Raw genomic sequence first — 14,516 nt, forward strand, 5'->3', positions numbered from 1 at the left:
CCATGTCGACTTAAGGTGTACACAATCAGTGATACATTCATGATGTGACACAATAACTAGGTTTAACTCTGGCACCAGCTAATTCCTATACAATTATTTTTCAAAACTATCAACAATTCCCACAATAGCACAATCTACTGCGGTGCCTTTATCATTTTCGAAAATATGCCGTGCCGATGAGCCTCGAGTTAAAAGCACATATTCACCAACACCGGCACATACTGTATCGACGGCGATTTCTATGCGCCCCGTCAACCCTTGTTCTCCATCGAGAATATCCACCATCATCAGCTTCATTCCCTTTAGAGATTCATGCTTTTGAGTAGATACGATACTACCCACTACTTTACCGACTTGCATATTTCTCGTTCCCTTCAATTATTGTGATACCTAGGCGTTCAATCTCTTCACGAGCAGCCATGGTAAACCGTTGTCCCCTATATATGACGATAACAGACTGACTTTCACAAGATTTAACAAAAGACGCTGTTATCCAGCCTTGTGAAAAAGCATATACAGGATGTCCAAATTTATCTAGAAATTTGATGGGCCAGTCAAGAATGACTGATGGATTCATCAACGAGGTTACAGGAACTGCCAGGCGTATTGTCACCTCGCAGTCATAGGCCAATGCACGGTGCAAACAGGCTACCCAAGGCACCAATGTATCGCTCATTAACTCTCGTATATGACCATAATCTATACCAGCGAAAGAAATGAGTTGGTTCTGCAACAATATATGCTCATCAAAGCTAGTATTTTCCATGACCATAAAGGTTGCAGTGGATGACATACGCTTTTCTAGGCGTTCTAGCACCAGTTTAACTAATGCATCCATATTAAAGCTCACTTCCCATGGCAATTCCTAAGGGCGTTACAAACTCTGGATATAGTGGCTTATGAACAGGTAGCCCTATATATTGACTGAAAGTCTTTGTGAACTCCTCAAAGTTAGAGGCACCGCCCACAACTACTATAGGTGTTCCTTTTTCATAGCCGCCCTCATGTAACGCACGCTTAGAAATAGCTGCCATTTTTTCAACTACAGGCCGTATTGTTGCATATACATCACGTTTATTCGCTTCATTCCGTTTATAAGCTTCCGCTTCAGGAATAGAGATGCCATAGGCCCCGCTAATAACGAGGTTCATATGGGTGCCTCCTGTTGGCTCATCCACGGTATATACAACTCGGCCATCCTTTAAAATACTTATGCCTGTAGTACCACCACCGACGTCAATAACAGCGCCATCAGTGATTCCTAGCACGTTAGCAGCTGCTGTAGGTTCATCTAAGATACAAGTTACTTCAAAACCTGCACTTTCTAGTACATGACCGACTACATCTTTATTCTTTCCTATCGTCCCAGGTGGTACAGCTGCCGCAGCATATACAAGTTCTGTGCCCAAAGCTGCTTCTGCCTTAGCTTTTAAAGCACGCGTTATTGTAACAGCACCCACATAGTCAACAACTAGTCCATCTCGAATGGATTCATTATATTCAAAGGCACCATATATAGGTTTTCCTTTGTCGTTTACTACGGATAGGACAATAGATGATGTGCCAAGGTCAATACCTACGCGCAAATTCTTTCGATTATGAGAGCTCACTTGTTTAGACTCAACAAGATCGGAGAACTCTTGCAAGGTATTATTTGCCTTTTTCAAACCTTTCATCATATCACCTACTTTACTGTACAATTCTCGCCATCACTGTACCTTGTACATTGGCAGCATTAGCCTCATCTGTATCAATATGAAGTTCTAGAACAAACCCTGGTACAGCTCGAACGATGACATCACTAAATACAGTAGTGCGCTCAGGTGTTTGCAATTCTACGCTTACACTATCGCCATCATTTACATGAAGCCGTTTTGCATCTTCAGGCGACATATGAATATGTCGCTTCGCAACAATGCAAATAGATTTAGAAACTTCACCATTTTCGGTGCATAGAGTAATATCTACGGCCGATTCCAAATGACCAGATAGCACAATAGGAGGTTTTATACCCAATGTACGAGCATCAGTCAAAGATACCTCCACTTGTGACTGTTTTCTAAGAGGCCCCAAAACGCGCACATTTTGGATTGCCCCTTTCGGTCCCACTAAGGTAACAGTTTGTTCGGAAGCAAACTCTCCCGTTTGCTTTAAGTCACTTTTCTTAGTGATAGACTGATTAGGGAATAATATATTCCAGTCCTCCTGACATAGATGGACATGTTTATTGCTAACACCTACGGGAATGGACGATTCAAACATGGCTTCGATTACTTCTCGTACGATAGCACGAATCTGTTCCCGATCCATAAGCTATTATCCTTTCTTAGGTAGGATTAATTCTACGTCGCTATGAGGGCGTGGAATTACATGAGTAGATACTACTTCACCAACTTTTTGAGCTGCTGCACAGCCTGCATCAACTGCTGCTTTTACAGCGCCAACATCACCGCGAACCATTACAGTTACAAGACCAGAACCGATTTTTTCAGTGCCTTCTAATGTAACGTTAGCTGCCTTTACCATTGCGTCAGCCGCTTCAATTGCACCTACTAAACCTTTTGTTTCTACCATGCCTAATGCGTTATTCATGATAATCTCCTTTATTTCTTCTTACTTTAAAACACTTTTTTAACTTATTTCTTTTTAGCGCTTTTTTTGGATGGTGCTTTTTTCGTTACTACCTTCTTGGAATCCTTTGGATCAATAATGGTGGAAACGATTTCATTCAACACTTTTACAGCTTTTTCATCTAGAGAAGACTTCTTCTCTTCAGCACCTTCAGCTTTGCTGTTTTCTTTTGAACCATCTTTAGCATCATCTTTAACTACTTTTGTAGATTCTTCTTTAACTACTGCTTTTACTGGTTCTATTTCAACAGATACTTTAGCCGACTGTTCCTTAAAGTCTTCATTGAAAGCTTCTACAAGACCTTCTGCTGGACGAGGAATTACCTTATGAGCTACATATAGATTCATTCCCTTTGTTATAGCAATTCCTGTTTGAACGGCTGCGTCAACCGCGGCTACATCACCAGCGACTTTAACAGTCATCCACCCAAAACCTTTAGCCTTTTCAATGCCTACTATCCTTACATTGGCGGCTTTAACCATTGCATCTGATGCGCTAATAGCTCCCAATAATCCAGCCACCTCAAGTAGTCCTAGTGACTCTTTCACCATGCCACCTCCCGTCTAATACTTGGATGATTCGCTCTTTGGATTCAAGCATTCCTATAATGCTAGTTACGTTGCATATCTACCAACATTTGACGAATCAAATCTTTTAACTCTGGCTCTTGAGGCTCTGCTTTAAGTTCTTCTTTGGGTTGAACTTGAACAGGTTCCTCTTTGAGCATCCCCACTTCATCCATTATGTCCATAATGATAGCCCGTAACATTTGTTCATTTAGTTCTGCCATTATGAATCCTCCTATTCACATTGTGAAAGTATCATCTATTTAATCATGACGATTAGAGTTATTTAAAGTTTATAATCCAATGATCAACACATTAGATTATGTAGGACTCACCTGTATTTTTAGGCTCACTACCCATTGTGCCAAGCAATGTAATTCCTACTTCTCTAGCTACCTTAACGGCTTGTTTAACAGCCCCTGAATCACCACAAATTTGTAAAATTACTTCGTTAGACATAGATGAGCTCGATGGTGATTGATAACCTACCACGTCTACATTAGCTGATTTAACAGCTGCATCAGCCATAACTACACCGATAGCGGCTGGTGCACCGACAATTAAGCCAAAAGCTTTACCTTCTGGAGTTCCAAAGGCAGTTACTAAAGCATCGCCTGCACGAGCTGTATATTGAATTTCCACATGACCTGCTTCATTCATATATACTTCGCCAAAGGTCCGTTCTAATTCACGTAATGCTACCTCTACAGAACGTCTTACATCGGATACGTCATCGCCTCCGAATATAATGAGGGAACCAGAGCCAGCGCCACCTTTCATGTCTCTAGCAAGTTCAATGCTTACAATCTCTGTATTTGTTGCTTTTACAGCTTCATCAGCGGCCATAATTTGTGGCCCTGCACCAGTACGTGAGCCTAAGATACCGATAGATCGATATGACTTAGTGAGCTTCATAGCTTCTAATACTTGACTGTCTACATTGGCAATAACGAGACCTACTGTATCACCGGTTGTCGTACTACCTACGTGTTCAGTAATCATAGAAGTTTGTAGTTGACTTACAGCAGGTGAACTTACAGGTGCTGAAGCACATGATGCATTACTAGTCGCGCCTGAAGTTTTGCTTAAATCAGCACTATCGATACGCATCAATACGCGCTTTAAAATCTCATCTACCATACTTTTAGTATCGGCCATAATTATTCACCCTTTGTTGGTAAAATACCTTCTACATCTTTATGTGGTCTTGGAATTACATGAGTAGAGATAACAACACCTACGCGTTCCGCAGCAGCTGCACCTGCATCTACGGCAGCTTTTACAGCCCCTACATCACCGCGAACCATAACAGTAACGAGACCAGAGCCAATTTTTTCATTGCCCACTAGTTCCACATTAGCTGCTTTAAGCATTGCATCAGCTGCTTCAATAGCTCCTACTAAGCCCTTAGTTTCCACCATACCTAATGCTTCTTGTGTCATCTGTTTTCTCTCCTTTTACAAAACATAATACAAAGAATACCAATTTATTTTTCTAATAGTTCCACCATAGTGCCTATGTTCATAAAGGCAAAATGTGCAGTTTTAAGTAGTTGTACCATCAGTACAGCTCCTGTACCTTCACCCAATGCCATTTGACCATGGATGGGAACCTCATCAAGACGTATGTTTGCATACGCTAATGCTGCGGCCATTCCTACTTCACGAGAGTAGTGAGATGGAATACCATACAATGGCGCTTCACCATTCATTTGAGTGGCACAAGCCATTGCCACCGCTGTAATATACCCATCGATAACGAATGGGATATGTAAATCTGTACAAGCTACCATCGCACCTGTAATTGCGGCTATATCAAAACCACCAACGCGACTAATAACATCCTTTGGCGTATTGAGATGCCCTTTATGATGCGCTAAGGCAGTCCGTACAAACTCACGTTTTTGATTCATATACGCTTCGTCATCGGGACCAGAGCCAGGTCCTACAGTTATCCGTGGGTCTAATTTTGTAAGCCCGCTTAACACGGCTGCCGATGTGGTAGTATTACCAACGCCCATTTCACCAAAGGAAAATAGATTAATTCCCGATTCCGCATAGTATATAACGCGGTTGTAACCAGCTTGGTATGCTAAATCAAATTCTTCGCCGCTCATAGCGGCACCATGTAAAATATTTTTTGTACCTTGACTAACTTTTCGATCTATCCCGATACCTTTAGGGCACGCAATACCAACGTCTACTACTTCGTAAGGAATATGGTTAAAGATACAGTAATTGGCAACTGCGCTTTTACCATCAATCATATTCTGAGATTGTTTACGAGTAATTTCGTAGTTATAACCGATCAGTCCGTCTACGGAGATTCCGTTATCTGCAGAAAAGATAATATGTTGTGCATGAATCTCAGGCCGGATTTCTTGCCAAGCAAGACACATCTTTTTGAAATATCGTTCCCATAGACCTAAGCTTTTTGGAATGATCGCCTTATTTAAAATAAATTGATTAAGTTGTTCTTCAAAACCTCTGTCCATGGAAAAACCTTCTTTCAACTAACTGTATATGTAGTCACATAAACGATCTAGCGATTCTTGATCGTGAACGGATATTTCAAAAATCTTAGTAGCTCCCGCTAGCTTGAGATTGCGGCGAGGCGCCTCCACATCTTTTCCCGTATCAACTTTTGACACAACACCGATAACTTCTCGATTTAAAGAGTTCCCAAAACTAGGTGGGAAAATTGTTGTTTCATCACCTGCAGGAATCATAAAAATCACTATATCCGCATCATAGGCATGCAAGATAATTCCTCGATAGTAATTAGGGTTTTCCATATATTCCCCAGGGGTATCAATAAAATTACCCACTCGAGTTATGGCTTGTGTTTTGTGATACGTTGCAGAGCCATGAGTAATCGTATCTGCCAATGTGGTCTTACCACATCCGCTGCGCCCTACGAGAAGGATGCGTTTTTCTTTCTTTTCGGTACTCATAATTACCCTTTCATTAGGATCTTGTTAAATCCGTTGGGAAGAATCCTAATATGCGTTGCAAGCCTTCAATAACGCTCTGCAATGCGGATTCAACAGCAGATACATCTCCCGTTATGAGAAGTGCTCCCGAAAATCTGTCGATGAAACCAATTTCAATGTCACCAGACTTACTTGCTATATCGGCTGCAATAATGGTCCCTTCGCCAGGTGTGATTGTAAGAATTCCAATGGCATTCCGTCCTTTTTCTTCAAGCCCCATTTTTCTAAACAAATCGGGCTTAGGATTAGCAATAACATGGGCTATAGTAACCTGCTTTCCGGGTACAAATTCTTGGATGATGCGTTGTTTAGCATCAATTACCTCTTGAAAGGCCATATAATCTCCTCCTAATACAAAATGTATAGTTCATATAGTGACACGGACCATACATACGAGTCTTTCAATATAGATTTCCCTTAAGGTGCCACTAATTTAAAAAATACTACTGCTAAACCAGCCCCAATCAATGGACCAATAAATGGAACCCATGCATATTGCCAATTCGCCGTTCCCTTATTAGGAATAGGCAAAATAGTATATGCCAGGCGAGGACCGAAGTCACGAGCTGGATTTAACGCATAACCTGTAGTTGCACCAAAGGACATACCGATGGATGCAATGAGGATACCGATAACCACTGGAGCTAAGCCATCTGCCATCTTGCCCAAGCAAAGGATTGCTAGAATGAGCATAAAGGTAGCAATGATTTCAGACATCAAATTGCAAGGTTTATGGTCAATAGCTGGACCAGTCGCGAAGATACCTACGCAGTTACCTTCATCAGGGCCTGTTTCCTTGAAGTGCGGATAATAGAATACTGCTGCAATAGTAGCACCTACAAAAGCGCCGGCAATTTGAGCGATAGACATCGGAATTACTTGTTCCCATGGAAAGATACCTGCTACTGCAAGAGCAAAGGTAACGGCAGGGTTCAAATGACCAGGTCCACCTAGTGTAATTCCTATATACACAGCGAAGGTTACTGCAAAGGCCCATCCAAAAATAATGTGTAACCAGTTAGTACCAAAGATACCAACGATGGTTTTCTTTAACAAAATCGATGCATTTGTACTATTACCAAATGCGAGTAAAACGGCAGTACCAACAAACTCACTAATATACATTTGCGTTACGTCCATTGTCTTCACCTCATCGAGTTAACAAAGATTGTAATGCATGAGATGCAATGTCCATATCTTCTGCCACGGTACCACCGCTAATACCAAACCCACCGACAATTTCGCCATCGATGATGATTGGGTAACCTCCACCAAAGGTACAGATTTTACGATTTACCATGGATTCAATGTTGAATAGATCGCCATCAGGCTGTGCACTCTGATGTACTTCATGAGTTGCCGCTTTGAGAGCCACTGCTGTGTACGCCTTTGCCTGTGCGATATCGTTGCTGATGAGCAATGCATCTGACATACGATGGAAATACATTAATACACCTTTTGCATCCACAATAGATACAACAATAGGTACGCCTATGGACTGAGCATAGTCCAAGGCGGTTTGTGAAAGTTTCGTCATAATTTGTTCTAGCTTTGTTCTAGTTGCCATATAACTAACTCCATTTTCAGTAGTATGCTCCATATCCCATAGGCTCCGATTCGTTTCTGCCAGTACTTCTGCATGATTGTTCTTAACACGTTCTGCTACGCGTTCTACAATTGTTTCTACAAATTGCACATAGTCTTCCATGCGAGCCATGATATAAAGAGCATCAGATAATCGATTAATAAATTTTCGAACCTCATCGCGAATTGGTTCTACCTCACCTAAACTAATGAGTAATCGTTCCCCTCGACGACATATAGTGCGCGCTACATGAAGCTCTGCGGCAGATAAGTAATTACCGCTTAATATAAAGCTATGTTGCTGTGGCAAACGCTTCGTATAGTCATCGATCATGTATTCCAATTCGCTTATATCTTGTTGTGAAATCAAATTACTACTTTCACTAAGATGTTCAACATGAGGTGTTGCTACCTCCGCACATAAGCGGAATAGCTGATGTTGTAATGTGTGAAGCACATGTTTATTGTCCTGTGAGACAACTAATTTCTCGCAGACACTAACCTGTGCATTTAATTCATCAAAGGTTCCATATGTGTCCACACGAAGTGAATTCTTAGGTACTCTAGTGCCATCAAAGAGAGCCGTTGTACCTGCATCACCGGTTTTCGTATAAATAGCCATATGCACCACCTCTCAAGTTCATTGTATTTAAAAGGCTACTTCCAATCGTTCATCAGAAGCGAATGGATTACCTTTTACAAGGCGAGCTGCATTTACACCTAATGTGCGCAAGCTATCTGGATATTGAGCATAGCCCGTAAGTCGATAAATAAATTGATGAGCTGGTATGTTTTTATAGGTCAACACAATCGCCTCATCATCAACGCCTATCCCAACAGATAAAGCCGAATTACGAGATGCTAGGTCGGCCAATGTCATATGCGTACCACTATGGGACTCGATTACCACGGGCAGTCCTTCCTCCTCAATGCCATATAAAACAGGCTTTAATACATCCTCACCGATATACGGTGTAGTATAGAGCAAGATGGTTGGCTTACTGATGATGCTTTGATCCATCATAGGCCTCCCTTCCGTGAATAGGAAAGGACAAGTCCTGTTGCAACAGCATTACGTGCCCCTTCAACACCTCGAATATTGCCTCGCCCCGCTACTAATGCATATTGTGAAAGTGCATCGGTTACGAGTTGAGGAATTTCAAAGTCTAATGCAGAGCCACCTACAATAACTACGAATGGTATATCTCGCACATTATGAGTAGGACTGACAGATGCTAAGGCACGGAGTGAATTTGTAACAAATACTCGTTTCTTTGCAGTTTGGCGGACACGTTTAATCGTTTCTAGCGGAATATCTCGCTCTACAGGAACAAGTCCATCAGGAGTAACGATAACAACGCGGCCAAACAATGCTGCCGAAAGTGGTTCATTAAAGAACTGCACCGTTCCATCTTCATGACGAATGTGATATACGCTAAGTACCTGAGCTAATGGATCTCTCTTAATGGCCTCAGCAATATGCATATCCTCTAACCCAAGTTCAGAATTGATGAGCATAGTTACCATATTTCCCGCTCCAGCAAGATGAATGGCTTTAATTTTTCCTTCTTGGTTAATGATGGATGCATCAGTTGAACCTGCCCCTAAATCGAGTATGGCCATTGGTTTTGCTGTCCCCGGTGTAGTCAAAGCCCCTAAAATAGCCGATTCAGCCTCTTCACCACCGATTTCAACAGGTATACCTAATTCCTTTTCCACCTGTTTAGCGATGATTTCCATTTGTAGATGGTCCGATTTAACCATGGAGGCAATACCTACTGCTTGTTCCATTGAGAACTCACCTGCAAGGCCACCCTTTACATTGATAGGAACAGCTACATCTACGGCTAGCAAGTCTTGGATGAATACATCTTGCGGGGATTTATTCGTCAATTGAGCCATTGTAAGGCGAACCTTTTCAAGCATGCCCCCTACGTTCGTTCCAGCTTCACCACTAACATCATCGATAGGATGAACAGATCCAAGAGTTTCCATAATTCTCTCTGCCCCAGCAGATACATCAACGGATACGGTTCTGCCGTTTCCTATCACAATGATGGACCCCGCTGGTATTACCCGCTCTTTAACGTCCCCTGCAGGTGTTTTAATAACGACTGCAGATCGGTTGCCAATAAGGGCTCGAGCGATAGGCACAATATTCTTTGTTTCCTCTGGTGAAAGCTCAAATACAGTGGCAATCCCATAAGGATTAGATAATTGTGATACCACTTGTCCTGGTTCTACTACCTCTACGGCGGAGAGCATACCCATTGGAATTTTGTCGATATACGCAACCTCGTCTACGATAGGAATTTTGTTATCTAATCGATTGTTAACGAGTACACCATCATCGGCTTGAAGGATAGCAGCCCGAATATCATAACCTCGCTTACAGTACGCATTAATCAGCTGTGCTACCAATTCAAAATCGATAATCTTTGGAGCAACCACGATGTATGGCTGACCTTGTGGCTTATCGATTAGTTGCTCAATAGGAACGGTATACCCTACACCAAGACCTAAACCACCTGGTGTTTTAGGGTTGTGCCCTATCATGGTAGATTCTGTAATTATGGTTTCTGTAATCGTTTCCATGGCTACATCACCGATAACTGGTGTAGCCTCATTAATGCGAACTAAGTCAATATCTCGTAGTGTAAGATTAGCAGACCTGATTAGCGACTTGAGGGCATCCATGAGACCTACGATATTTTCGCGTGTCCCTTTAATACCAGTGGTACTAGCGATGGCAGAAGATAAGAACTTTACCTCACCATTGCTATGCACTTCGGCCAAGGCCGCTTCTGTTGTCGAGTTTCCTATATCGATGCCAACAATTCGTTTCATAATGACATCTCCTATAGGTTAATTATCACCTTTTAATTTTTTACGACGCTCATAGTTTTCTGCGGCTTCACGTACAAAGTTTGCACAAATAGGAGCACCTAGGCCATCAAGTTCGCTAGCAATATCTAATAGTTCTTGTTTCGAAGAACGATACGGACGAAGTGCATTGTACATTTCAAGTAAACGTTTATCACTTACCTTCGTCATTTCTGCAGCGCGAGAGAAGTTGAGTTCAATTTGATCTCGGCCCCCAGCCTTAGCAATTTGACCTTGAGCTTTCAAAATGGATGGAGAAATTTTTAAATCGTCCATTGTAATATGTCCGGCCATTACGTTATCCATCGTAATATGACTTAAGTCTCGACCTTGACCAAGATCAATCCATTCTGGATGTTTTTTAGCAATCGGATAATCCTCGATGGTAACCACCCTATCTACAACTGTTGTATTAGGTGTAGATGATGTATGAGGCGCAGAGTATTGTGTGGTATTTCCCTTTGCCCCTTCTATTTCAGATACGATCTGCCGAATTAAGGCTTCTAATTCGTTAGCCATAGTAAACCTCCTTATACAGTGACACGAACTTCATCAGCTGGCTTACCTTTTACTACATGCTTAGTTTCCTTGATATGAAGCAATGCAGATAATGCTTGGTATTTTGGACGAGCCATTTGATCGTTCAATGTTGGTACTGGTGTTGGGGATTCGCCCTTAGCATATTTAGCAGCATTTTTACCGATAGCACGGTATGTTTCAGCTGTTAATAGAGGTGCTTGAGGGAATAATTCCAAATTTGAAAGTGGTTGTAAATCGCGTTGGTGAATCAAGGTTGTACCTTTAGATTGAATACCGATGCATACACCAGATCCAGAAATAGAATCGCCTTCAACGGCTACGGCCGCTACGTCAGAGGAACGATATACGCGAATTACACGAGCTTTTAAACCTTCTTCTTCGATACCAGCTACTAATTGGCGAATTACCTCTTGATGCGGTACACCAACGATAGTTTGTCGTTGACTACGGCCAAAGGCAGGGCCAACAGCAATAACCACTTCATCTGCGCTTGTACCAGGTTGTGCAGGGCCACCAGTTTGGAGCCAGCTATCGTCACCAGTTGGATCTTCATGTCTAGGAGCTGCACTTGGTGTTGTGCTTTTACCAGCACTAGCCTTGAATTGTGGTGCTTCATGAACACCACCCATTTCTTGTAAAACGTCTAGGATAATAGAACGTAATACATCTCTGTTAATTTCAGCCATCATGACACCTCCTTATATATCCCGTGGATCAATGGCGTTTGGAATATCTTTAATGCGTTCCCAATCTTCACCTTCCACACGATAACCTGTGCCAACACCTTGATAGTCATTTCTATTGTTAATCGCGGAGATAACATTGAAATCACGGTCAAAGATGGCCGATGTTTGTAAGTAATCGCCGGAGATTTTTTGTTTTAATAGATTCAAAATACTTTGTGCTACATCAGGATGACCTTCTTTAGCTAAACCTTTTACAAAGTCAATACCTGTAACACCGCGATTCAACAAATCTTGAGCCGCTTTAATATCTGCAACCTTGTCACGAGGAGGCATATCTTTAGAGCCATTTGCATAGGTAGCAGCCTCTACCTCTTGATCTGTAATTGGAGGCAAGCCCAATGCTTTGAACAAGGCTTGAAGTGCACGAGCCGCTTTATTACGAACCGCTACTACTTCTTCTTCACGAGCAGGAATAAGACCGCCATTTACTTTTAGGTCACGTTGGATAACTGTCCAGTCATCATAGTCTTCTGCATCCCAGTTAGAACCAGCAAACATATTGTCATAGTTTGGTGTAGAGCTATAACCAGAGCAAATGAAGTCAGTACCAGGTGCAAATTGCATCAATGTACGAGCTGTTCTACGCAAATCAGAATGACTGAAAGTTTGGTCATTACTAGATGCACATTCAAGGTCGAGCATAGCTGCTACAAGGTTTTCTGCTAATACAGCGCGGATACCAGAAGGTACAGCGGCTGGAATACCGATACAGCTTACAGAACCATTTTGGATACCTTGTACGCCAGCGCCTTTTGTGATGTATAGGCAACGGATTTCAAGGTATAACATAGATTTACCTTCTGCTTGGCCCATTTGTACTTCAGAACCTGTACCAGAGGTGAAGCGCATTTTAAGACCACGAGATGCATAAGCAGATGCGAGGAATCCTTTAGACCAAGGTGTATCATCACCATCGGTAAATACGTCTTCTGTACCATATACGGAAATTGTTTCTGCATAGGCTGTGAAGCCACGCATGCCAAGTTCCAATTCTGTCGCTTCTTCCAAGGAGCATTGTGTCAATACACCTGGTCGACCACATTGAGAGCCTACGAGTAAGCTAATCGCATTAAGTGGTGCGTAACGAGCAACGGCTACTGTTGTTTCTTCTTCTGCAAACCCACGAAGTGCACCTTCCGCAGCATCGGCTGCGATTTGCACTGGATTATCGTTTACGTTCGTTACATGGGCTTGGTTAGCCATTGTACGACGAGCACGCATTTTTTGCATACATTGCATCATTTCAACAACGTTCATAGAAGAAACAACTTCCAACATTTTCGCTGGAGTAATAGATTTACAAATCTTAACGATTTCTTCACGAGGTACTGATGGTGTAAGCATCATATTAGCAATCTCTTTTGAATCCTTTGCCATTGCTTCTTGAGCACCATCGAGAACAATACCGTAGTTTGCAATAAATGTATCGATAAGATCAAAGTCTTCGCGGCGTTTGCCATCAAGTTCAACGATGCGACCGCCTTCGATTTTAAGGCTAGGCTTTGGATCTTGAGGAGATTCCATGGCTATAAAACCTTCCTCTACCCATTCCTTTACATAACCATCCTGATTGACAGGACGTTGGCTTAAAACTTCGAAACGTTTTGATTTCATAGGGCATACCATCCTTTCAGATTAGATATAGGAAGGGGCTCCGTTCACTGGTTCGTCACCCATCGTACCTAGCAATTTTTTACCTACTTCACGAGCAGAGATAACTGCTTGTCGTACAGCCCCTGAATCACCAGAAATCTGTAAAATAACTTCGTTAGAATTGCTTGTGCCTGCAGAAGGAGATGCATAACCAATTACATCTACATTAGCAGATTTAACAGCTACATCGGCCATGACTACACCAATAGCTGCTGGAGCACCTACAATAAGGCCAAAGGCTTTACCTTCAGGAGCACCAAATGCTGCATTTACTGCATGGCTAGCGCGTGCGGTATATTGTAATTCAAGATGACCAGCATCGTTTGCGTATACATCGCCAAAGGTGCGTTCCACTTCAGCTAATGCCACTTCAATAGCGCGTTTAACATCGGATACATCATCACCACCAAAGATGATAAGAGAACCGTGACCTGCGCCACCTTTAGTATCGCGAGGTAATTCAATGCTAACGATTTCAGTATTTGTCGCTTTTACTGCTTCGTCAGCTGCCATAATATGAGGACCTGCACCAGTACGAGCCCCTAAAATACCGATAGAACGATATTTTTTCTTCAATTGCATTGCATCTAATACTTGTTGATCTACATTAGCAATTACGAGACCTATAGTATCACCAGTTTTACTAGTCCCTACAAATTCAGTTAATCCACATGTTGTCACCATAATACCCTCCATACGTGTAATGAAAGTATCTTTGTACAGGAATATATGTTGCTGTATGTTATGCCATTCTCCTGTTATTGTTTCAAGTCGCCTTATATCGCTTTTTATCGTTTCATTTATTTTTCATATATATACAGCAATATCCCCTGTACACCATATAATTTTATAGAGCATGCCTCGCTATTCAATCACTGTCCATTGGGCTCAATCCTTTCTAAATATATGTAATATAAGGGT

General features: G+C 42.0%; 20 protein-coding genes. All 20 read right to left on the minus strand.

Annotated features, from left to right (window positions below; genetic code table 11):
* Positions 1-93: 93 nt before the first annotated feature.
* The 20 genes from KH364_RS01595 to pduB (KH364_RS01690) all read right to left on the minus strand — a co-directional run bounded on the left by KH364_RS01595 (position 94) and on the right by pduB (KH364_RS01690) (position 14,291).
* Positions 94-360 (minus strand): EutN/CcmL family microcompartment protein, encoded by a 267-nt coding sequence (locus KH364_RS01595; protein WP_009352229.1) that lies wholly within the window; start codon positions 358-360, stop codon positions 94-96.
* Positions 347-838, minus strand: coding sequence for a PduM family microcompartment protein (gene pduM, locus KH364_RS01600; RefSeq protein WP_273298156.1), 492 nt, complete (start codon positions 836-838; stop codon positions 347-349). Before pduM ends, KH364_RS01595 begins: the two co-directional genes overlap by 14 nt.
* A gap of 1 nt (position 839) precedes the next feature.
* Positions 840-1,679 carry an ethanolamine utilization protein EutJ gene (gene eutJ, locus KH364_RS01605; RefSeq protein WP_245875997.1) on the minus strand — a complete coding sequence of 280 codons (840 nt, stop codon included), beginning with the start codon at positions 1,677-1,679 and terminating at the stop codon, positions 840-842.
* A 10-nt stretch (positions 1,680-1,689) separates the two neighbouring features.
* Positions 1,690-2,310, minus strand: coding sequence for a phosphate propanoyltransferase (gene pduL / locus KH364_RS01610; RefSeq protein ID WP_273298158.1), 621 nt, complete (start codon positions 2,308-2,310; stop codon positions 1,690-1,692).
* A gap of 6 nt (positions 2,311-2,316) precedes the next feature.
* Positions 2,317-2,592: a propanediol utilization microcompartment protein PduA gene (gene pduA, locus KH364_RS01615; RefSeq protein WP_005385294.1), complete on the minus strand. Its 276-nt coding sequence runs from the start codon at positions 2,590-2,592 to the stop codon at positions 2,317-2,319.
* Between the two features lie 44 nt (positions 2,593-2,636).
* Positions 2,637-3,182 (minus strand): BMC domain-containing protein, encoded by a 546-nt coding sequence (locus tag KH364_RS01620; RefSeq protein WP_273298164.1) that lies wholly within the window; start codon positions 3,180-3,182, stop codon positions 2,637-2,639.
* A 59-nt stretch (positions 3,183-3,241) separates the two neighbouring features.
* The gene (locus KH364_RS01625; protein WP_009352401.1) at positions 3,242-3,421 is read right to left on the minus strand and encodes a hypothetical protein; all 180 of its coding nucleotides are present in this window, start codon (positions 3,419-3,421) and stop codon (positions 3,242-3,244) included.
* A gap of 91 nt (positions 3,422-3,512) precedes the next feature.
* On the minus strand, positions 3,513-4,355 hold the full coding sequence (gene pduB, locus KH364_RS01630; RefSeq protein WP_273298166.1) for a propanediol utilization microcompartment protein PduB: 843 nt from the start codon (positions 4,353-4,355) through the stop codon (positions 3,513-3,515).
* A 2-nt stretch (positions 4,356-4,357) separates the two neighbouring features.
* Positions 4,358-4,639 carry a propanediol utilization microcompartment protein PduA gene (gene pduA, locus KH364_RS01635; RefSeq protein ID WP_008602344.1) on the minus strand — a complete coding sequence of 94 codons (282 nt, stop codon included), beginning with the start codon at positions 4,637-4,639 and terminating at the stop codon, positions 4,358-4,360.
* A gap of 44 nt (positions 4,640-4,683) precedes the next feature.
* Entirely contained in the window at positions 4,684-5,691 is a 1,008-nt protein-coding gene (locus KH364_RS01640; protein ID WP_009352310.1) for a nicotinate-nucleotide--dimethylbenzimidazole phosphoribosyltransferase, read from the minus strand.
* A gap of 18 nt (positions 5,692-5,709) precedes the next feature.
* Complete coding sequence (gene eutP / locus KH364_RS01645; RefSeq protein WP_024066327.1) at positions 5,710-6,150, minus strand: EutP/PduV family microcompartment system protein; 441 nt, start codon at positions 6,148-6,150, stop codon at positions 5,710-5,712.
* 13 nt (positions 6,151-6,163) lie between these two features.
* Positions 6,164-6,526 (minus strand): BMC domain-containing protein, encoded by a 363-nt coding sequence (locus tag KH364_RS01650; RefSeq protein WP_008602338.1) that lies wholly within the window; start codon positions 6,524-6,526, stop codon positions 6,164-6,166.
* A gap of 80 nt (positions 6,527-6,606) precedes the next feature.
* Entirely contained in the window at positions 6,607-7,329 is a 723-nt protein-coding gene (locus KH364_RS01655; protein WP_060924420.1) for an MIP/aquaporin family protein, read from the minus strand.
* A gap of 10 nt (positions 7,330-7,339) precedes the next feature.
* Positions 7,340-8,395 (minus strand): cob(I)yrinic acid a,c-diamide adenosyltransferase, encoded by a 1,056-nt coding sequence (locus KH364_RS01660; RefSeq protein WP_273298172.1) that lies wholly within the window; start codon positions 8,393-8,395, stop codon positions 7,340-7,342.
* 27 nt (positions 8,396-8,422) lie between these two features.
* Positions 8,423-8,797 carry a glycerol dehydratase reactivase beta/small subunit family protein gene (locus KH364_RS01665; RefSeq protein ID WP_273298174.1) on the minus strand — a complete coding sequence of 125 codons (375 nt, stop codon included), beginning with the start codon at positions 8,795-8,797 and terminating at the stop codon, positions 8,423-8,425.
* Entirely contained in the window at positions 8,794-10,620 is a 1,827-nt protein-coding gene (locus KH364_RS01670) for a diol dehydratase reactivase subunit alpha (RefSeq protein WP_273298176.1), read from the minus strand. The genes KH364_RS01665 and KH364_RS01670 overlap by 4 nt, the downstream gene beginning before the upstream one ends.
* Before the next feature lie 18 nt (positions 10,621-10,638).
* Positions 10,639-11,175, minus strand: a complete 537-nt coding sequence (locus tag KH364_RS01675) for a diol dehydratase small subunit (protein WP_119208958.1) — start codon at positions 11,173-11,175, stop codon at positions 10,639-10,641.
* Between the two features lie 11 nt (positions 11,176-11,186).
* Positions 11,187-11,885 carry a propanediol/glycerol family dehydratase medium subunit gene (locus tag KH364_RS01680; protein ID WP_009352508.1) on the minus strand — a complete coding sequence of 233 codons (699 nt, stop codon included), beginning with the start codon at positions 11,883-11,885 and terminating at the stop codon, positions 11,187-11,189.
* Positions 11,886-11,894: 9 nt separating this feature from the next.
* On the minus strand, positions 11,895-13,556 hold the full coding sequence (locus KH364_RS01685; protein WP_119208959.1) for a propanediol/glycerol family dehydratase large subunit: 1,662 nt from the start codon (positions 13,554-13,556) through the stop codon (positions 11,895-11,897).
* Between the two features lie 21 nt (positions 13,557-13,577).
* Entirely contained in the window at positions 13,578-14,291 is a 714-nt protein-coding gene (pduB, locus tag KH364_RS01690; RefSeq protein ID WP_252306417.1) for a propanediol utilization microcompartment protein PduB, read from the minus strand.
* Positions 14,292-14,516 lie beyond the last annotated feature (225 nt).

Origin of the sequence: Veillonella sp. oral taxon 158, assembly GCF_018376515.1 — a bacterium.
Classification (GTDB): Bacteria; Bacillota; Negativicutes; order Veillonellales; family Veillonellaceae; genus Veillonella; species Veillonella rogosae.